16 protein-coding genes are annotated in these 19369 nt (G+C 59.6%); 13 read left to right on the top strand and 3 right to left on the bottom strand.

Annotation, left to right across the window (positions count from 1 at the left end; translation table 11 throughout):
• The first annotated feature begins 36 nt into the window (after positions 1-36).
• From HMPREF3042_RS00435 to HMPREF3042_RS00380, 12 genes are all read left to right on the top strand, one after another.
• The gene (locus tag HMPREF3042_RS00435) at positions 37-1065 is read left to right on the top strand and encodes a helix-turn-helix transcriptional regulator (RefSeq protein ID WP_070855776.1); all 1029 of its coding nucleotides are present in this window, start codon (positions 37-39) and stop codon (positions 1063-1065) included.
• On the top strand, positions 1065-2096 hold the full coding sequence (locus HMPREF3042_RS00430) for a helix-turn-helix transcriptional regulator (RefSeq protein WP_070601425.1): 1032 nt from the start codon (positions 1065-1067) through the stop codon (positions 2094-2096). Before HMPREF3042_RS00435 ends, HMPREF3042_RS00430 begins: the two co-directional genes overlap by 1 nt.
• A 74-nt stretch (positions 2097-2170) precedes the next feature.
• Complete coding sequence (gene tatA / locus HMPREF3042_RS00425; RefSeq protein ID WP_070855775.1) at positions 2171-2482, top strand: Sec-independent protein translocase subunit TatA; 312 nt, start codon at positions 2171-2173, stop codon at positions 2480-2482.
• 18 nt (positions 2483-2500) lie between these two features.
• Positions 2501-3727 carry a twin-arginine translocase subunit TatC gene (tatC, locus tag HMPREF3042_RS00420; RefSeq protein WP_070855774.1) on the top strand — a complete coding sequence of 409 codons (1227 nt, stop codon included), beginning with the start codon at positions 2501-2503 and terminating at the stop codon, positions 3725-3727.
• Positions 3728-3751: 24 nt separating this feature from the next.
• Positions 3752-6538 (top strand): DEAD/DEAH box helicase, encoded by a 2787-nt coding sequence (locus tag HMPREF3042_RS00415; RefSeq protein ID WP_070855773.1) that lies wholly within the window; start codon positions 3752-3754, stop codon positions 6536-6538.
• 162 nt (positions 6539-6700) lie between these two features.
• Entirely contained in the window at positions 6701-7552 is an 852-nt protein-coding gene (locus HMPREF3042_RS00410; RefSeq protein ID WP_070560272.1) for a GDSL-type esterase/lipase family protein, read from the top strand.
• 69 nt (positions 7553-7621) lie between these two features.
• Positions 7622-9238, top strand: a complete 1617-nt coding sequence (locus HMPREF3042_RS00405; protein ID WP_070855772.1) for an AMP-binding protein — start codon at positions 7622-7624, stop codon at positions 9236-9238.
• Between the two features lie 47 nt (positions 9239-9285).
• Positions 9286-10401, top strand: coding sequence for a M24 family metallopeptidase (locus tag HMPREF3042_RS00400; protein WP_070767498.1), 1116 nt, complete (start codon positions 9286-9288; stop codon positions 10399-10401).
• 32 nt (positions 10402-10433) lie between these two features.
• Positions 10434-11198 carry an SDR family NAD(P)-dependent oxidoreductase gene (locus tag HMPREF3042_RS00395; protein WP_070854069.1) on the top strand — a complete coding sequence of 255 codons (765 nt, stop codon included), beginning with the start codon at positions 10434-10436 and terminating at the stop codon, positions 11196-11198.
• Positions 11195-12421 carry a bifunctional cobalt-precorrin-7 (C(5))-methyltransferase/cobalt-precorrin-6B (C(15))-methyltransferase gene (locus HMPREF3042_RS00390; protein ID WP_070855771.1) on the top strand — a complete coding sequence of 409 codons (1227 nt, stop codon included), beginning with the start codon at positions 11195-11197 and terminating at the stop codon, positions 12419-12421. Before HMPREF3042_RS00395 ends, HMPREF3042_RS00390 begins: the two co-directional genes overlap by 4 nt.
• Positions 12422-12466: 45 nt before the next feature.
• Positions 12467-13240, top strand: a complete 774-nt coding sequence (gene cobM / locus HMPREF3042_RS00385) for a precorrin-4 C(11)-methyltransferase (RefSeq protein ID WP_070855770.1) — start codon at positions 12467-12469, stop codon at positions 13238-13240.
• Positions 13228-13968 carry a cobalt-precorrin-6A reductase gene (locus HMPREF3042_RS00380; RefSeq protein WP_070855769.1) on the top strand — a complete coding sequence of 247 codons (741 nt, stop codon included), beginning with the start codon at positions 13228-13230 and terminating at the stop codon, positions 13966-13968. Before cobM ends, HMPREF3042_RS00380 begins: the two co-directional genes overlap by 13 nt.
• Positions 13969-13971: 3 nt before the next feature.
• Here HMPREF3042_RS00380 and cobJ read toward each other — a convergent pair whose 3' ends face one another.
• Genes cobJ through cobG form a run of 3 tightly spaced genes read right to left on the bottom strand, consistent with a single transcriptional unit; the run spans position 13972 to position 17423 of the window.
• Positions 13972-15582, bottom strand: coding sequence for a precorrin-3B C(17)-methyltransferase (cobJ, locus tag HMPREF3042_RS00375; RefSeq protein ID WP_070601421.1), 1611 nt, complete (start codon positions 15580-15582; stop codon positions 13972-13974).
• 3 nt (positions 15583-15585) lie between these two features.
• A complete protein-coding gene (locus tag HMPREF3042_RS00370) occupies positions 15586-16236 on the bottom strand; it encodes a precorrin-8X methylmutase (protein WP_048734062.1) in 651 nt (216 codons plus the stop codon).
• An 11-nt stretch (positions 16237-16247) separates the two neighbouring features.
• Positions 16248-17423 (bottom strand): precorrin-3B synthase, encoded by a 1176-nt coding sequence (gene cobG, locus HMPREF3042_RS00365; RefSeq protein ID WP_065419943.1) that lies wholly within the window; start codon positions 17421-17423, stop codon positions 16248-16250.
• A 251-nt stretch (positions 17424-17674) separates the two neighbouring features.
• Between cobG and HMPREF3042_RS00360 the strand changes: the two genes are divergently transcribed.
• A complete protein-coding gene (locus HMPREF3042_RS00360) occupies positions 17675-19237 on the top strand; it encodes a lipase family protein (protein WP_070601420.1) in 1563 nt (520 codons plus the stop codon).
• The last annotated feature ends 132 nt before the right edge of the window (positions 19238-19369 follow it).

The following is a 19369-nucleotide window of genomic DNA, read 5'->3' as shown; positions in this document are numbered from 1 at the left end:
CCCAGGAAATCGCCCAGGAAAAGGAGCCCCACAGTCGTGTCTGTCCCACCTGTATCGGAAAACCCCGGAACCGCCGCGATCAGTGAGAACCAACGCCAGGTTCAGCTGCTGTTGGCGCTTGCCGACGACACCGGGTGGGTCAGCGAGTCGTGGATCTCCAAACATGTCGAGGGTTACTCCCGTGTTTCCGAGGATTCCCGGGCTCGTTATTTACGTGCGGACACCGCGGCGCTCCTGGCAGCCGGGGTCCCGGTGGAGGTTTCGTCGTCAAGCGCGGGCGATAAGGTCAAGCGTCTGCGCCTGAACAGACTGCGGTGGACCCAGCACGACCCCGAGTTCACTGAAGCGGAGGCTTCGGTGGTTTTCCAGGCGGCGAATGCGGCGTTTGGTTCGGAGGAGCTGAGCTCGACGGCTGTGGCGGCGTGGCGGAAGCTCGCATCGTTTGCGCAGCGCAGCGCCATTGCGAAGCCGGATGAGTCGGTGGTGGTGGCCGATGCGGTGGATATGAGTCGAGTGGATTTCAGCACACTGCTGACTGCAATGACCTCGCCGCGCCGGACGGTGGAGATGTGGTACTCCCGCCAGTACGGCGTGGATGATGAACTGCGCATGCTGGAGCCTTGGGGTTTGATTAACCTGCGCGGGCGCTTCTATGTGCTGGGTTTTGATCCGCAGCGTGAGGCGGCGCGTATGTTCCGGCTCAGCCGTATCCGCGATGTGTCGGATACAGGGACGTCGGCGACCCAGCCAATGCCCGATGGTGACTTGCAACAGATTGCGGAAAACATGTTGCACCGCGGTGGCAAGACCTATCAGGCGGTTGTTCGTATCGCTCCGAATACCTGCGCTGATGTGGTGATGAAAGCGACCGCGTTGGGGGATGGGCGCTACGAGTTGCCAGCGGCACCTGTGAGTGAGATTGTGTCCACAGGTTTGAGTTACGCACCGGATTTGATTGTGGAATCACCTGAAGAGGCACGGTCGGAGATTATTGCTCGGTTGGAGCAGGTACTCGCTCGCCATGGCGGATTGAATGGTGCGAAGAACGCTTTGGAGGGCAACTAATGACAGTGCATGCAGCCCGGGAACTGGACGCAGGTGTCAGCGTCGACGAGTTGTTGGCGGTCGTACCGTACTTTTCGCAGCACCGTTCAATGACAGAGGCCGCTACCGAGCTGGCCATACCTTTTGCCCGAATTCGGGCAATCGTGGAGCAGATTGCCGACATCGACCAGCCGGGACTCCTCGGAGTGCGGGCTTTTGAAGTTGATTACCGCAACAGCTTTGATGTCCGCATTCGGCCTCAGGCAAGGGTGCTCAGCCAGCCACGTGCGCTCACAGCCGAAGAAACCGCGACCTTGCTGCTCATCCTGGAAACCATCGAGGACTCCGCAGCCACCACTTCCTCCAAGGCCGCGCAGACGGCCGCGACAAAACTACGCAGTGCTCTGGGAATAAACGTCCCCATCATTGACTCGACCGCTGCGGAAAATGGCAAGGCCTTTTCCTTTTCTGAGCAGATTTATTCCGCGCTGCATCAGCGCAAGGTGTTGAAGGTGCGCTACCGGAATGCCCCAGGGCAGATTACAGTCCGTGAGCTTGACTGTGTCAACGTTTATACAGTTGAATCCACGACGTACCTCCGCGCTGTGGACCGTGCGCAGGAAGACCGTCGCCAGAAGAGCTTCCGCGTCGACCGCCTGGAGGCCGCCGAGGTCCTCGACACTCCCGCCGGTTTCCACCGCCCAGAGCCTGTCGATATCCGTGATCCCCACGCCTTTGGTGCGGAAACGGGAACGTCCGAATGGGCAAGTGTGCTTATCGACGCCGACGCCACCTGGATCGCAGACTATGAACCGGTCTTCTTTACCGAAGATGAGGGAGAAGAAGAGGATACCGAACTGGTCTCTGACCAAGGCTTAGGGCAGTCGGAATATGTCGCTGACGTGCCGATGTCCGACTTGGCCGCAACAGTCTCCTTTGTGCTCCGCCGTTCACCGAGCGTAACGGTCGCTGAGCCCTTAAAATTGAAAAACGCCGTTGTTGCGCGAGCCCGCGAAGCTTTGGCAGAGTATGGTCGAAACGACAAGGCTTAAATCAAAGCTTTAATCGCGCACGATGTGGCAACTTGCCACTTGTATTTGTATTCATTCGAAAGGTCTCTAAGCGGATGCCGAACCTAGGTCCCTGGGAAATCATCATTATCCTGGTCGTTCTTGTCTTGCTCTTTGGTGCAAAGAAGTTGCCGGATGCCGCACGTTCGCTCGGCCGCTCCATGCGTATCTTCAAGTCCGAAGTCAAGGAAATGCGCAACGATGACGAGCACCAGGAGCAGGCTGCAATTCAGCAGGCTCCGCAAGCCCAGCCACAGCAGCCGTACCAGCCGCAGCAGCAGTACCAGCAGCCGACACCGCAGGCTCAGCCGCAGCAGCCGTACCAGCCGCAGCCTGGCCAGAACAACCCTGGCCAGCCGCAGCAGTAGTAGAAGGCCGGTTGAAGCGTGACTTCAGCTACATCCACATCACGTCCTCGGAAGCGCCAGCGTAGGCGCAATCCCGAGGGCGTGATGACTATTGTCGAGCACATTCAAGAGCTCCGGCGTCGCCTCGTTCTCGCCCTCGCTGGTATTGCCGTTGGCACTGTTGTGGGCTTTATCTGGTATCAGACCGCCTTTACCATTGGTCAGTTCCGCATACCGTTTACCTCGGTCAATGTTGGCCCTGTGCACTTTAAGTCCCTGGGTGAGTTGCTCAAGGATCCGTACTGTCAGCTTCCACCCGAGATGCGTCTCGGCGGCGGTGAGGGCGCGGAGTGTCGTCTGCTGGCGACCAGTCCGTTTGAAATGTTCATGCTGCGTCTGAAGGTCGGTGCGCTGGCCGGTCTGGTGATGTCGTCGCCATGGTGGCTCTACCAGATTTGGGCCTACATCACTCCCGGCTTGGTTCGGAAGGAACGCCGCACCACGCGCAGAGTTGTGACTGCCGCCGCGCTGCTGTTTGTCATGGGTTCCGTCCTGGCCTACTACGTTGTCGCCATCGGTCTGGAGTTCTTGCTCCAGATTGGTGAAGAGACGCAAATTTCTGCACTCACCGGTTCGCAATACTTCGGTTTCCTCTTGGCGCTCATCGTCTGCTTTGGCGTGAGCTTTGAGGTTCCGCTTTTCCTGGTCATGTTGAACATGGCCGGTGTCGTTACCTACGAGAGCATCAAGGACAAGCGCAGCATCATCATTATGTCGCTGTTCATCTTTGCGGCCTTCATGACTCCGGGGCAGGAACCAATATCCATGGTCGCAATGGCAACGGCACTGACGTTGCTGGTGGAAATCGCAATCCAGATTTGTCGTCTCCATGACCGTCGTAAAGCAAATGAGCGACCTGATTGGTTGGACGTCGATGACGAGCAAGGCTCCGGACCCATTACAGCGTCCGGCCCGATTGGCTCCGCCGGCGGTATCGGTGACGTGGGCGGCATTGACGCCCCGACTTCAGTAAGTGCGCCGACGTCGATTCAGCCGGGCGGCATGCCGACGGCATCAGCGGCCCCGACGACCTCTCCGATCTCTGGCCCCACGCCAGTGAACGCGCCGACGCCGACGCGGGCATCCCAGATGCGTCCTACTCGCAATTCGCGTCCACCACGGCCACAGGGCATGATTCCGGAGACTCCGATGCCGACGCAGGACTTGCGAAATCGTCCGACGAGCGACTTTGATGATGTTCTCTAGCGCGGTTTATGACACTCTAGAGGCATGACTCTTCTCGGCGATTTCGTCAGCCAACAGGATTTCGACCTTGACGACTTTCAGCTCCGCGCCTGCCAATCAATTGAGGCAGGGCGGGGCGTTGTCGTCTGTGCACCCACCGGCGCGGGCAAGACTATTGTTGGCGAATTCGCTATTTATGCAGCTCTTGAGCGTGGCGGCAAGTGCTTTTACACCACACCTATCAAGGCGTTGAGCAACCAGAAGTACCACGACCTAGTCGAGGACTACGGCGAAGGCCGCGTGGGCCTGCTCACTGGCGACACTTCGATTAACGGCGACGCAGACATCGTGGTGATGACCACCGAGGTGCTGCGCAATATGATTTACGCGAACTCGCCGACGCTGAAGAAGCTCACGCATGTGGTGATGGATGAGATTCACTACCTCGCTGACCGCGAGCGCGGCGCTGTGTGGGAAGAGGTTATTTTGAACCTCGACCAATCCGTGGCCGTCATCGGTTTGTCGGCGACGGTGTCCAACTCCGAGGAGTTCGGTCGCTGGCTTTCCACGGTGCGCGGGCACACGGACGTTATTGTCACGGATCTGCGCCCGGTTCCGCTGCATCAGCACATGCTGGTGGGAAACCGGCTCTATCCACTCTTCGAGGCGAAGTCGGTCAAGGTCAATCAGGACCTGTTGGAGGCGTGCCGTCGTGCCGAGTTCGGCTACGGCGACGCTGGGGCCAGGGAGCGCTACCAGTACAAAAAGCACAAGGGCGGTGGGCGCTCGTATAGCTGGGGCGATAAGGGGCAGCGCAAGTTCCGTCCGCCGAAGCGCGGCGATGTTATCCGCATGCTCGGCTCCATGAACATGCTGCCCGCGATCGTTTTCATCTTCTCCCGCGCGGGCTGCGAAGGCGCGCTGGCGCAGGTCGGTGCTACGCGCGCAGAGCTCACTGACCGGGATGAGCAGGAGCGCATCGCCAAGATTATCGATGACGGTGTTGCACACATTCCGAAGGAAGATCTGCAGGTTCTCGGTTTCCTGCGCTGGCGCCGCATTCTCATCCGTGGTTTTGCGGCGCACCATGCGGGCATGCTGCCTGCGTTCCGGCACATTGTGGAAGAGCTCTTTAACGAAGGCCTGGTCAAGGTTGTCTTCGCCACCGAGACGCTTGCGCTGGGCATCAACATGCCTGCCCGCACGGTCGTGCTGGAGAAGCTGGTCAAGTTCAACGGCGAAGCACATGTGGATCTCACGCCGGGTCAGTACACGCAGATGACCGGTCGCGCTGGCCGCCGCGGTATCGACACTGTCGGCAATGCAGTGGTGCAGTGGGCCCCGGCAATGGATCCGAAGGCTGTCGCAGGGCTGGCATCTACGCGCACATACCCGCTGATTTCCACCTTCGCGCCGAGCTACAACATGAGCGTCAACCTCCTGCAGACGCTCGGTTACGAAGGCTCGAAGCGCGTCATGGAGCGCTCATTCGCCCAGTTCCAGGCGGATGGCGACATTGTCGGAGTCGCCGCCGAACTGTCCAAGGCCAAGCAGGAAGCCGCGGCCCTGCGTGCGGAATTGCTCGGCAGGGGAGCCGATGCGCACGCTGAAGGGGCGGAGGCTGAGGGGTCGTCGTCAAGCGAGGAAGGCAGTTCGCGTGACGACGAGCGCCTAACCCAGATGCTTGAATACCTGGATCTGCGCGCGAAGCTGACCCAGGAGGAGAAGAACGCCAAGCGCCGCAATATTGAAGACCGCCATACGGAAACAGTGACCGCGCTGCGCAGACTCCGTCGAGGCGAGGTTATTCCGCTGCCGAAGGGTAAGAAGGTGCAGTTGGCGGTGGTGTACCGAGAGGACCATTCGAAGTCGAATCCATGTCCCGGTGTCATCAGTGTCGGCGGGTTCGTGGGGCGTGTGGAGCCGCATATCTTCCCAGCGGCGCCGCAGACGGTCGGCGCGATTAAGCTGCCTCGGGATGCGGACCGGCATCCGCGACGTGCGCTCGGAATTGTGCGCGCAGAGATTGGCCGCAAGGGGCTAAAGGGACCAAAGAGGCTGAAGCGTCGCACTGGTGGCAACTCGCCGGCGGTGAGGAAGTTCCGCCAGGAGCTGCGCGAGCATCCGCTACATGGCGATCCTGCGGTGGAGACGATGGCTCGTCACGCCGATACGCTGCGGCAGGCCGAGGCGCATGTGGCCAAGCTGCAAAAGCGCGTCGATTCCGCCTCGGATACATTGGCGCGCACATTCGACCGCATGCTGCAGTTGCTAACACAAATGGACTACGTGGAATGGCGGGAGGGCGCGGAGCCGACAATTACCGAGGAAGGCCTGCGGCTGGCACAGATTCACAACGGCTCGGATTTGCTGGTGGCCACGTGTCTGCGCCGCGGTATTTGGGATGACCTGGACCCCGCGGAACTGGCCGGTGCGGTGTCGAGCTTGGTCTTTGAAAACCGCAAGGCCAGTCAAGGCAGTGACGAGGTGCCTACCGAGCCGCTGGCCAAGGCGCTGGGGAACACCTACCGCATCTGGGAGGAACTGTCGGAGGATGAGCGCCGTTACCGGCTGCCGGTAACGGACTTGCCGGACATGGCCTTTGCCACTGCAATTCATCAGTGGACTGCGGGCGCACCGCTGGGGTACTGCCTGCAGGCAGCGGCCGAAAGTGGCGCGGAGCTGACTCCGGGTGACTTTGTCCGCTGGTGCCGTCAGGTCATTGATCTATTGCAGCAGATTAAGAAGACCGGCTACTCCACAGACATTCGCGATAAGTCTGCCGAGGCTATTCAGGCGATTCGCAGAGGAGTAGTGGCGCTGAATAATTAGTTATCTCGGACACATCTCTTCTCCTGAACACCTGGTTCCTGAGGTGAAGATGATAAATTACTAAAAGTAGAATAGTTATGGCACTATTCTTATCTCGCAGTGACTAACGAAACTGCAGATTATATTTTTCATATCTGACTTCATTTCTCAGGAAGGCCCCGAATGCGCAAGCTTCATAAGACTCTGTCCGCTGTAGGAATCGCAGCACTGAGCTTCGGCATTGCCCCAATCGCAAACGCTGCACCCGCTGGAAACGTTGTTACCTTCGGCGATTCGTATTTCGCCAATCCGACCGTTGAGGACTACTGGATTGCCAAGGCTCCAGAGCAGATTCCTGGGCTCCCAGAGGTTCAGCAGAAGAATGGTTGCGCGCATGACCCTGATGGAATTCCGGCCAAGATCGGTAAAAAGACTGGCCGCCAGCTGGATGACTACTCCTGCGCAGGAGCCGTCCTCTACACGCCGAACGCAAACAACCTCGATCGACAAATCGAGGGCGCTATTCGCGATGGAGCACTGACCCCGCAGACTGCGTTCATTGCAATTCAGATTGGTTTCAACGACACCTACAACAACGCAGTCAATCTTCCTTCCGTGCGTGAGGGCTGGTGGAAGGATGCTTCCGATGCCGCAGTAAACAAAATTCGCGCACATGCGCCGAATGCCCGCATTGCATTTGTCAATTACCCAACCATTTCGCATCCCGGTGATTCCAAGCAGTGCCTCATCCATGTGAACGTTGCTGGACAAAACATCGACGCAGGGGTTCCCGCATTCTGGATTGAGCAGGGTGAGATTGAAACCTCTAAGTACGCACAGCAGGCCGCTGACCGCCATAACGCCGAGTTTATTGATGTCCGCTCGATGACCACGGATCGCCATGAGTGCGCACCGGATGATAAGCGAATCATCGCAGGCGCAGTCGACAACCGCACTCAGGACTACAACCTTCCGGTCCACCTCAATGGTGAAGGCAAAGAGATTATCGCCGACGCAATCGTCGCTCGCATCTAGTCCTTGCCTCCAAGCCCTGCGCCTTATGGCCCAGGGCTTTTATCTTCAACTCACTACTTTTAGGGAAAAATGACACCTCGCACTCAACGCGCAACTCATGTGTCGCCTTGGACCCAGGTTAAGCAGTTTGCTACTGCTCTCGGCCCTCTCAAGCGTGCCGGCATCCTCAGAAATGATGGTCCTAAAGCACTGAAGAATATGTCCCAATGGGGCATTTCCATGGCAGCTCTCGTCGAAAACGACTGCCTTAATTGGCCTGACCGACTTGCCATTGTGGATGATTTCGGCGAACTTACATATAGCGAGCTTCGGACCCAGGCTAGAACACTCACGGCACACCTAATGGAAATGGGGATTACCGAAGGATCCACCATCGCAATACTTGCGCGAAACTCTCGTGCCATCGTGCTGCCATTGTTGGCCTGCAGCTACCTCGGGGCCCGCCCGATGATTATGAATCCTGCCTCATCGTCAAAGCAGGTTAGCGCGATTATGTCTGACTATGGCGCGGATATTTTGGTCGTAGACGCCGAGTACAACCAAGACGCAGAATTTCCAATCAAATCACTCACTGTTGGTGGTGACCATGATGAGTTTCTTTCCCTCGTTTCCGGCCAAACCGATAGCTCCAAGCTTCCTCGAAAGCCGCGGCAGCAAGAAACGATCATCATGTCGTCTGGAACTTACGGAATCCCCAAAGGCGTTCGCCTCCCAGTTCCACGCACGCCAAAGGTGCTCGGCGGTATTGTAAAGGCAATCCCGTGGAAGAAGAACATGGTAGTTCAACTGACCGCTTCGGTCTTCCATGCGTGGGGTTGGCTCAACCTTCAGATTGGCTTGGCCACTGGCTCAACACTCATTTTGCGTCGAAATTTTGATGCAGATCAGGCTGCTGCGGACTGCCTTCAGTATGGAGTAACCGGAATTGTCTCCGCTGCAGTCTTCCTGAAGGATCTAGTCACTGCCGCGGACCGAGCAGAAACAAAGATTGGCCCATTTGGGTTCATCGTTTCTTCGGGTAACGCCATGCCGCCATATTTGGTTCGTGAGCTCAATAAGCGATTTGGGCCTGTTGTGTGCAATTTCTATGGCTCCACTGAGCATGGCCAAATCGCCATTGCAACTGGCCCTGAATTCGCCGCTGACCCGCACACCACTGGGCATATTCCATCTGGCGTCGAGCTCCGCATTTTCCGTGAAGATGGCACTGAGGCCAATCCAGGAGAGCTAGGTAACGTCTACGCAGCAAACTCTATGACGATGGTCGGGTTACTGGCTGCACGTGACAAATATGATGTCATGAATGGGCTGCTCGGAACAGGGGATAAGGGCCTCATTGATCAAAACGGTATGCTTCAGCTAGCCGGTCGCGCAGACGACATGCTGATCAAGGGAGGCGAAAATGTCTACCCTCGTGAAGTTGAGGAATTCCTCGGAACCGTCGATGGAATCGACGATGTGTTTGTCCACGGTAGTCAGGATGACATCGTCGCGACTCTTCGAGCCTACGTTGTACGTGAAGACAGCGTTGCTGGTGCTAACCTTTCCGACGACATGATTCGCGAACACGTTCGCCAGAATCTCGCGGAGCACAATGTGCCTGACGAGATTGTGTGGATGAAATCGTTGCCTCGTAATGACGGTGGCAAGGTCGTCCCACGCCGTCTACCCGACACCAGCATCTAGTTCCGCGCCTCTGTCTTATTCAAGGCCGACGGGTACAGTTGGCAACTATGAGCAACGGTATCTTTAGCTTTGACATCTATCAGCAGCGTCTGGATCGCACTGCGGAGCTACTCCGCAGCCGCGATGCGGACGCTGCAGTCTTTGGAACCGGCGCTGACCTGCAGTATCTCATTGGTTCTGCGGTCACTTCGCATGAACGCCTGACCGCGCTGGTGGTCACTGCATCCGGCACCACCACGTTGGTACTGCCCGCCGTGGAGCGCGGGGATCTGCCGCTGTGCGCTATCGGTGATCTCAACGCCGATGTGGTGTTGTGGGAAGACGGAGAGAATCCGCACCGCATTGTCGCCGACTTGGTGGGCCACGTGGGCACCCTCGCAGTGGGAGCCTCTTTGACCGCTGACCACTTGATTCCCATTCAGGATCTCACCAGAGCTAAAACTGTGTTGGCCGGAGACCTTCTGAAGGAACTGTTCATGCGCAAGGACGCCGCTGAGATTGAACAGCTGCGCGAGGCCGGCGCCGCTATTGACCGCGTTCACGCTCGTGTGCCGGGCATGCTGCGCGCAGGTCGCACTGAGCGCGAGGTCGCCGACGAGATCTCGGCTGCCATCCTGGAGGAGGGGCACGTCGCCATTGACTTCGTCATTGTCGGCTCCGCTGAAAATGGCGCGAATCCGCACCACGATTTCTCCGACCGCGTCATCGAGGAAGGCGACGTGGTGGTCGTCGATATCGGAGGCACCTTGCCGCTTGGCTACCACTCCGATTGCACGCGCACCTATGTCGTCGGCAAGCCGGGGGAGAAGGAAGCTGCAGCGTGGGCGGCTCTGCGCAAGGCGCAGGAAGCTGCCGTGGCGGCGGTGCGCCCCGGTGTGACGGCTGCAGAGATCGATGCGATTGCGCGTAATAGCCTCACCGCTGCGGGCTACGGCGAGTACTTCATTCACCGCACTGGTCATGGCATTGGCCTGTCCACGCATGAGGAGCCGTTCATTATGGCTGGCAATGAGCTCAAGCTCGAGCCTGGCATGGCGTTTTCGGTGGAGCCGGGTGTGTACCTGCCGGGTGAGTTCGGTATGCGGCTGGAAGACATCATCGTTGTCACCGAAGACGGCGGAGAATCGGTCAATAATGGTCCGCACGATTTAATTACCGTCTAATCGAGGTTTAGAGGAAAGGTATTTTCTAGCGCATGGGACACGTACTCGTTCTTGGTGCCACCAGCGAGATCGGCGGGGAAGTTGCCGCGCGACTGGCCAACCACAACACCTTCACGCTCGCTGCGCGCCGCACTGGGGCACTCGACGGCATTGCCGGTCGGCTCATCGACTCCGGTGCCGTCGCGGTGCACCGCATCCACTTTGATGCCGATGACATCGCGGCACACCGCCAGTTCGTCGAGCACGCCTGGCAGCACGGTCCCATTGACACGGTGATTGTCGCGTTCGGTATCCTCGGTGATCAGCGGAAGTGCGAGGAGTCCGGCGAGGCTGCTGCGGCAGTCATACATACCGACTTCACGGCACAGGCGTCGATTCTCACCGAGATTGTCGCGCGCATGGAGTCCGACATCGCCGCCGGCACTCTGCCTGTGCGCGATAAGGTCGCGGGCCGCATCATGGCCTTTTCCTCTATCGCAGGTGCCCGCGTGCGCCGCGCCAACTACGTCTACGGTTCGGCGAAGGCCGGCCTCGACGGTTTCCTCCAGGGCATGCAGGACCGCCTGCACGGCAGCCATATTCAGCTGACGATTGTCCGGCCGGGCTTCGTCATCGGCCGCATGACCGAAGGCATGAAGCCAGCGCCGATGTCCTCGCGCCCCGCCGAGGTCGCGGAGGCCGCCGTCACTGCTTTCGACGGTCGGAAGCCCCACGTCTGGGTGCCGCGTAAATTGGCATTGCTCGCACGCGCCACACATCTGACTCCGCGCTGGATTTGGCGCAAGATGCCCCGATGAGCCCAAAGCTTCGCGTCGTCGGCATCGGCTGCGACGGGTACCCTGGCCTATCCGCCCGCGCTGTCGAGGCGTTGTCGTCCGCTCGCCGCATCATTGGCTCTCCCCGTCAGCTCCGTTTGCTTGCCGACGTTAACCTGGACGCCGAACTCTCTCCTTGGCCCAGTGGCTTCTGGAAGGACTGGCAGGCCACCCTGGCCGATATTGACCCCGCAGTCGATGTCATCCTGGCCAGTGGTGATCCCATGTTCCACGGTGTCGGCGCGTCCCTGGTCCGCGAGCTCGGCCGCGGTGGCGTGGAAGTTATTCCAGCACCGTCGTCGGCCTCATTGGCCTGTGCCTACCTCGGCTGGCCTTTGCATGACACTCCGGTGATCTCTCTAGTAACAGGGGAGCCGGGGATACCTGGTGCTGCACGTGTTGTGCCGGTAGCAGATGCACTGCGCCCCTTCCTCGTGCTGTGTCGAAACGCGGACTCAGTGAAGGAGGTCGCTACGGTTTTAGCCGACCGCCCAGACACCAAGCTCACCGCGCTGACCAATCTCGGTGGCTCGGAGGCGACGGGGCTGCCGGAGTCTGTGGCCGAAGGAACGGTGGCGAGCCCGCCGGTTCCAGCTGGCAACCTCACGGTGCTGGCGGTGGAGCCGTCGGGAAGCGCGCGCGGCTGGCTGCGCGACGGTGACTTTGACTCGGATGGCCAGCTGACGAAGGCACCGATTCGCCAAATGACGGTAGCGGCGTTGGATCCGCGGCCGGGAGCACTGCTGTGGGATGTCGGCGGTGGCACGGGGTCGATTGGCATTGAGTGGGCTCGGCACGGCGGGCGCGCGGAAATTTTTGAGCGCGATGCTGTTCGTGCAGAGCGAATTGCTGAGAATGTGGCGAACCTGTCGGGCAATGTGACTGTCCACCACGGCGCAGCGCCGGGAGCTTTGGCTGACTCGAATCTTCGCCCCGATGCCATTTTCATCGGCGGAGGTCTCACTGCTGACGGCATGCTTGAGGCCTGTTGGCAACGCCTTGCCCCGGGTGGCACCATCGTCGCGAACACCGTCACGCTGGAGTCGGAGGCTCTGCTATGGCAGGCACGTCGCGACTATGGCGGGGATGTCACCCGGCTTTCCGTGGAGCGCGCAGGTGCAGTCGGCACTTTCACTGCGTGGCGGCCGGCGTTGCCGGTGGTGCAGTGGGTGGCGGTGAAGCCAGTAGAGCCTGCGCTACCATAGACGTAATTTCTCTGTCTAAAAATATTGAGGACTCTGTAACCCACAATGACTGTGTATTTCATCGGTGCAGGCCCGGGCGCAGCAGATTTGCTGACGCTGCGCGCGGACCGGCTTATTCGCTCCTGTCCAGTGTGCCTTTACGCGGGATCAATTGTCCCGCCTGAGGTGCTGGAGAGCTGCCCCGAGGGCGCAGAGATTATCAATACCGCGCGTATGCCGCTGGATACCATCATCGAGACCATTCAAGCGGCACATAAGGCGGGCAAGGATGTCGCACGCCTGCAGTCCGGCGACCCGTCGGTGTGGTCGGCGCTGGCAGAGCAGGTCCGTCGTCTCAGCGAGCTAGGTATTGACTACGAAATCGTTCCGGGTGTGCCAGCTTTTTCCGCGGCTGCGGCAGCTCTCGGCCACGAGCTCACGGTGCCAACTGTCGGCCAGTCAGTGGTGCTGACTCGTATCTCCGGGCGCGCTTCCAAGATGCCAGAGGGCGAAACCCTGGAAAACTTCGGCCGCACGGGTGCGACTCTGTGCATTCACCTGGCCGCCCATGACATCGACCGCGTGGTAAAGGAACTCACCCCGCACTATGGGAAGCACGGTCCGGTGGCAGTCGTGGCTTTCGCATCCCGCCCGGAACAGGTTATTCTCCGTGGCACGCTGGCTGATATTGCGCAGCAGGTCAAGGATGCAGGTGTGACTCGCACGGCTGTCATCATTGTTGGCAAGGTGCTTACTGCCGAGGCGTTCCCGGATAGCTATCTCTACAGCGATGATCGCCCACGCGATGAACACGGACGGACCATTCCATGCGTGCACTAATTCTGGGTGGAACTGCTGAGGCTCGTGCCCTGGCCAAGCGGCTAGTGGGCGAGGGCTGGTTTGTCACCTCTTCACTGGCCGGTCGCGTATCCAACCCCAAGCTGCCCGCCGGCAATGTCCGCATCGGCGGTTTCGGCGGCCCTGCGGGGCTCACGCGATGGCTGATCGCCGATGCCACCGAAGTCATCATCGACGCCACGCATCCTTATGCGGAGCGAATCAGCGAATCTGCCGCTGAAGCTGCCCGCGCCACCGGTCTTCCGCTCGTGGCGCTGCATCGCCCTGCGTGGGAGAAGCAGCCCGGCGACAACTGGATTGAGGTGTCCTCTATGCAGGAGGCCGCGGACATTGTTGCCGACCACTTCTACAGCCCGTTTCTCACTATTGGCCGTCAGCAGCTAGCTCCATTTGCCGGCGACTCCAACGGCCGTTACCTCATTCGCTGCGTGGAACAGCCCGCGCCGCCGCTGCCCAAGAATCGGAAGATTATTCTCAGCCGTGGGCCTTACGATGTCGCAGCGGAGCGCAAGCTCATGCGGGATTACGCCGTGGACTGCGTGGTGACCAAGAACTCCGGTGGTGCTGCTACCTACGCCAAAATTGAAGCAGCCCGCGACCTTAAGAAGCCGGTCGTCATCGTGCAGCGCCCGCGCCTGCCGGGCGCGGATATCGCCATTGTTGCCACAACGGTGGATGAGGCGTACAACGCCGTCATCCGCCGGGCGTAGCAGCTAACGCAGCAACTCACCAGTTCCACTCGTGCCACCCTCACCGTAGTGACGTGCGGTGTAGACCCGAGTGGTCTTGCCAGCCCGATACGCTTTTGTCGACGACGAACCGATAATCACCATGGTTCGCATATCGACGACATCCGGGTCGAATTCCGCCAACGTGGTCACGGTGACGTTTTCCTGCTCCGAGCCGACTGCCCGCGCCACAATCACAGGCGTTGTTGGTTCGCGGTACTCCATGGCCAATGCACGCAGCTCTCGGATCTGCCATCTCCGCGACTTGGATGCTGGGTTGTAGACGGCAAACGCCATGTCTGCTCCGGCTACGGCACGCACTCGCTTAACGACGACCTCCCAGGGCTTCAACCTGTCGGAGAGACTGAGCATCGCAAAGTCATGGCCAAGGGGAGCACCGACTCGACTTGCGACGGCCTGAGCCGCAGTCATGCCCGGCACGACTCGCACGGGGATGCCTCGCCACATATCGTCGTCAGCGACTTCCAACACTGCGGCCGCCATCGCGAAGACTCCAGGGTCACCGGAGCTGACCACCGCAACTCGACCGCCGCGCTTGGCAATATCCAGCGCCATAGTGGCTCGCTCTGCCTCAACGCGGTTATCTGAGAGATGACGGCGTTGCCCGGCGCGCTCAGGAACTCGGTTGATGTAGGTGGAGTAGCCCACCAGATCCGTGGCCCGGGCCAATTCCTCGGTGACTTCTGGGGTAGTCCAGCGTTCAGCACCCGGGCCAAGGCCGACAACTACGACTTCACCGACCGCTGGGGGAGCCGACTCAGTTGCTGTATCGGTGGCTGCACCGGTCGCTGCATCATCGGCTGGCGAAGGCACCCCAGAAACACTCCGTTTAGTGCCGTAGACAGCGGAAGGCACGACGGCCACTGCGAAGTAGGGAACCTTCTCCGGGTCGGCATCGGCCAGCGGGTAGCTGGTGTGCTCATTCATGGTTGCTCGCTCGACAACATAGGCGCGCTCGAGCATGCCCGCGGCCTGCAACGCTGTACGAACCTTCTCAACGTTATTCCCCAGCTTCATAATGACTACACAGTCTGAAGCGTCAAGAACCGCAGCGATGCGCTCGGAATCTGCGGTGGCTGGGACAACGCTGACGATTTCGGTAGCCTCGCCGAGTGGCTGGCCAATCTCTGCTGCCGCCGCAGTAATGCTGGCCACGCCAGGGACAATCTCAGTGGGGAAGTCCTCGCTGAGGGCGTGATGCAGATGCTGGTACGAGCTATAGAGCATCGGGTCACCGAGCGACAGCACTGCAACACTTCGCCCCTGGGCCAAGTGCTTGTGCAGGCGAGCAGTGGCCTCTGCATAGAAACCGGCGAGCTGCTCGCGGTAGTCGGCCGGGCGCCCGGTGGTCACCGGGTATTGCAATTGCTCTTCCACGGCAGCGTCGTCACGCGCGTCAATCAGTTCGGCGGCGATTGAGCGCGCCGTGGAACGTCCGTGAGTTCCTGCATGGTAGGCGATGACATCGGCTGTGCGGATGATGTCGGCACCGCGGAGTGTAATGAGACCTGCGTCGCCGGGACCGAGTCCGACGCCGTAGAGATGACCAGGCTGAGCACTGTAGGAGCCGGACATGGTTTAGATGATCTCCTTTGCGGTCGCAATGGCATTGAGGGCAGCACAGGTGATAGCCGAGCCACCGCGACGGCCGGTGACGGTGATGTACTTCAGCTCTGGGTTTTCGGCACCGGAGTCGATAGTGGCCTGCTTTGATTCCGCGGCACCGACGAAGCCCACTGGCATGGCCAAAATGGCAGCGGGCATGGGGAAGGAGCCCTCATTAATGCGGTTGAGCAGGTGGAAGAGGGCGGTGGGAGCGTTGCCGATGGCGACAACCGCGCCCTCTAGGCGTGGCTTCCACAGCTCCACGGCGGCAGCAGTGCGCGTGGTGCCGAGTTCTTGAGCCAGCTTGGGGACGCGCTCATCACGCAGCAGGCAGATGACCTCGTTGTCAGCAGGTAAGCGCTTGCGGGTAATACCCGAGGCGATCATGTTGACATCGGTGAAGATAGGAGCGCCTTCCTCGAGAGCCTGGCGAGCTGCGCGCACAGCTCCCGTGGAAAAGACGATGTCCTTGGCCAGGTCGGTCTGACCTGCTGCGTGAATCATTCTGACAGCGACGGTTTCCTCATCGGCATCGAAGCGGGAAAGATCGCTTTCTTCGCGAATGATGGCAAACGAGTTACGGTAAATATCCGCACCGTCGGTGTTGTACTCAAAGCGCTTCATAGGCTTAAAGCCTAGTCCACAGCAGTGACTTCGTATTCTCCGTCCCCGGTGGCGAGATAGTCGAAGTAACCGCCCTTGGGCTTGCCGCAGCGACGCTCACAACCGGAGAAGTGCACGCGCCCCTCGGGCAGTCGGCCATCGGCAATTGCGTGAGAAGCATCGCCGCGGGTGTCAGCCAGAGACTTTTTGCAGCCGGGGCGTCCGGTGCAGGCGCTGACGCGCAGCCAGGTGGACTTCCGATCGAAGATCAGACCATTGGGCGCCAATACCTTGACGACCTGTTCGGCAACTTCCTCTTCCAAATCATGCAGGATCAGCGAGTACCACGGAGTGATATGCACCGGCACCTGAGTGTGCGAGATCGCTCGGGCCAGACGCGCCGGGAGGACACCAAAGCGCAGGCCAGCGGCCAGGCTAACCAGGCCATCCGGCTGGTCAATCCAACCGATCTGGCGGGACAGCCCGGCGGTGGCATCGAAGCTCTCAGCCGGAGTCGGCTCCTGGCGACGAACTCGCGCGCCCAATTCCTCGACTACGGCATCAGCAACGCGCTCGGCCGCATTGGCTTCGGCGATGCGCCAGGCTGAACCACGGCTGTCATTCCACACCTTCGCTGTGGTGATGAGAGCCTCCACGACGTCGTCACGCGAGACGACAAGCCCCGAGGTCGCGCCACCAATGATGAGTTCGAACGTGTTCTCATCGTGGGCGACAACACCGAAGTCGGGGCGCTCACCGAGCACGTCACCGCGGCCATCGTCGAAAGCCATGAGTGTGCGACCTGGCAGTGTTGCCAGCGACGGCTCCGCGATGAGGGCCTTGTCGAACTCTTGAACCAGGTCGCGCACATCAGCTTTACCGCCGACGCGACCGGACAGCGGCGACTGAAGAACGTTGCGTACGCGGTCGTGGCTGGTGGAGGGAACCAGCTTCTCTTCTTCCGCGGCATCGGCGAATGCGCCGGTGTTGGTGATGCCACGGATCTGAACATTGCCGCGGGAGGTGAAGTGAATATCACCGTCGCCGAAATTCTCGGCCAAATCGGCGAGTACGGCGAAGCCCGGCGCGGGGAGAAAGCCTCCGGGGAAGCGCAGACGACCAATTGCGCCATCAGCTGCGATATGAACCTTGCGGCTGCCGGGGCAACCGTCCTGACGAGTGCGGGTTCCTTGATCAGATGCAGTCATACTCTCAAGAATACGCAAACACACACAGAGCTGAGCCCCCGAAAACAGGGGCACATTATCCAGCCCCTTTCCAGCCCAACGAAACCATCCTGAAGTGGAGTTTTCATACCCCTCCGCAAAAACATACAAATTCTTCACTGAAAATCCACCGATCTACCTTTTTAAAACCTTATTGTTTTCATAACCTAACTTCCTCTGAATTAAGGGAAGTTTTCATTGGGTTTTCAATCTGGGGTTATTCAGGAGATTTCATGCCACATCACGACGCTGAAGCACTCACGCACGAGGCACACGACACCGTCGGCACCGGCCGTGCCTCGACACAGACACGCTCTGCTTCACGACGAAACCGTCGCACAATCCGAACGGGAATCGGGGTAGCGCTAGCAGGTCTTATGACCATCGGCCTGGCTACACCTGCAAACGCACAGCCACTAAACATCCCGGGCCTATCGGATAGTGGGCTGGCGGATAAGGTGTCGTCGTCAAGCGCAAACCGCGAACTGCCTGGTTTCGGCCATGTACCGAACCCGAATATGGAGAGGCTACTCGGCATCGAGAAAGACGATGAGGAGTCTGGTAGCGAGGGCGCAGGCAGGCAGCTGACCCCGGAACAGGCTCGCGTGGCCGCAGCCTCTCCGCTGAATTCTCTGCCGCTGACCCCGTCGCGCGCGGCGAATGCCGGCACGCTAGTCAACAGCGAGGATGCCGAGATGATGGTGAACGACAAGCTGTGGAATGTGGATGCCAAGCGTATTCACTACAACTCCACGGATTCCCTCGGCAATCCCAGTGTGGACACTGCCATTGTGGTAACTCCGAAAACGGAGTGGAAGGGCAGCGGTCCGCGTCCGGTCGTGGCGATCGCGCCGGGCACGCAAGGTGGCGCGGAAAAGTGCGACCCGTCGATCTCCTCGCAGACCGGGTTGAAGATTGAGTTCGGTCCGATGGACATTATTGCTCCATACGAGACGATTCCGATGGTTGCGAACTTGAAGCGAGGTGCGACTGTGGTGATGATTGACCACCACCGCAATGACCAGGGCAACCAGGACTACGTCGACAATATCGCCTCGGCACAGTCACTGTTTGATGCCGTGTCTGCCTCCCACGAGCTAGGCGTGGATCAAAAGGCGCCCGTGGGAATCTATGGCTACTCCCAGGGTGGCTCCGCAGCCGCTGCAGCTGCTGAGCGTGCAGGTGTCTACGCCCCGGAGCTCAACGTCGCCGCTTCTGCCGCCGGCGGCCCGCCGTCCGACCTCGCAAACGTTCTCGACCAGATTGATGGTACGACCCTGACCGCTGCGATTGCATTGGCAATCAACTCTGTCCTGGATAAAGATCCGGAGCTGCGCCGTGTCCTCAAAGAAGAAATCAGCCCTGAAGGCAAAGAACTGCTGGACAACGTTGGCAACTACTGCGCGGGCGGCTTGGGTTTCCATCACTCGTTTGAGACCACTGACCAGTACACCACCAGCGGTGAGTCGCTCAGTGAGATGATTAAGCGCTACGAGCCGGTGCAGAAGGAACTCGCACGCCAGCGCGTCGGCAATTTCGTACCGAATGCCCCGGTGTACCTCTACTCAGGTGAGCACGATGACATCATCCCCATCAACCAGGTCCGCAAGCTACGTGATGCTTGGCTGAATCTCGGGTTCACCGACCTGGAGTACGTCGAAAACACGACTTCGCCTCTGCTGCCGAAGACAGGCCTAAACCATATCGTTCCCATGCTCGCGGAACTGACTAATGCCACCGACTTCCTCTGGTCCCACTTCCCAGATCAGCCTGCGGAGCAGTCGCTGGAACTCTAGCAATAGACGCTGCAGTAGAGTGATGGAGAAATCCACTGCCATGCCACTGACGAGAAGCTCGGTGAAAATCCGCACGGTCGCGCCACTGTCACAGTCAGACCTCGTCATCGGTTAGAAGGCAGACTCCCGCCG

The sequence above is a fragment of the Corynebacterium sp. HMSC074C05 genome (assembly GCF_001838325.1).
In the GTDB taxonomy this organism is placed as follows: Bacteria; Actinomycetota; Actinomycetes; order Mycobacteriales; family Mycobacteriaceae; genus Corynebacterium; species Corynebacterium amycolatum.
Note: the sequence above shows the minus strand (reverse complement) of the source record. Positions and strands in the feature narration are given on the sequence as shown.

Coding starts and splice junctions, on each gene's coding strand:
- cobG (WP_065419943.1), bottom strand. CDS start 17,423: ATGACTGCATCTGATCAAGGAACCCGCACTCGTCAGGACGGTTGCCCC.
- HMPREF3042_RS00370 (WP_048734062.1), bottom strand. CDS start 16,236: ATGAAGCGCTTTGAGTACAACACCGACGGTGCGGATATTTACCGTAAC.
- cobM (WP_070855770.1), top strand. CDS start 12,467: ATGACTGTGTATTTCATCGGTGCAGGCCCGGGCGCAGCAGATTTGCTG.
- tatA (WP_070855775.1), top strand. CDS start 2,171: ATGCCGAACCTAGGTCCCTGGGAAATCATCATTATCCTGGTCGTTCTT.
- HMPREF3042_RS00405 (WP_070855772.1), top strand. CDS start 7,622: ATGACACCTCGCACTCAACGCGCAACTCATGTGTCGCCTTGGACCCAG.
- HMPREF3042_RS00410 (WP_070560272.1), top strand. CDS start 6,701: ATGCGCAAGCTTCATAAGACTCTGTCCGCTGTAGGAATCGCAGCACTG.
- HMPREF3042_RS00380 (WP_070855769.1), top strand. CDS start 13,228: ATGCGTGCACTAATTCTGGGTGGAACTGCTGAGGCTCGTGCCCTGGCC.
- HMPREF3042_RS00395 (WP_070854069.1), top strand. CDS start 10,434: ATGGGACACGTACTCGTTCTTGGTGCCACCAGCGAGATCGGCGGGGAA.
- cobJ (WP_070601421.1), bottom strand. CDS start 15,582: ATGTCCGGCTCCTACAGTGCTCAGCCTGGTCATCTCTACGGCGTCGGA.
- HMPREF3042_RS00400 (WP_070767498.1), top strand. CDS start 9,286: ATGAGCAACGGTATCTTTAGCTTTGACATCTATCAGCAGCGTCTGGAT.
- HMPREF3042_RS00390 (WP_070855771.1), top strand. CDS start 11,195: ATGAGCCCAAAGCTTCGCGTCGTCGGCATCGGCTGCGACGGGTACCCT.
- HMPREF3042_RS00360 (WP_070601420.1), top strand. CDS start 17,675: ATGCCACATCACGACGCTGAAGCACTCACGCACGAGGCACACGACACC.
- HMPREF3042_RS00415 (WP_070855773.1), top strand. CDS start 3,752: ATGACTCTTCTCGGCGATTTCGTCAGCCAACAGGATTTCGACCTTGAC.
- HMPREF3042_RS00430 (WP_070601425.1), top strand. CDS start 1,065: ATGACAGTGCATGCAGCCCGGGAACTGGACGCAGGTGTCAGCGTCGAC.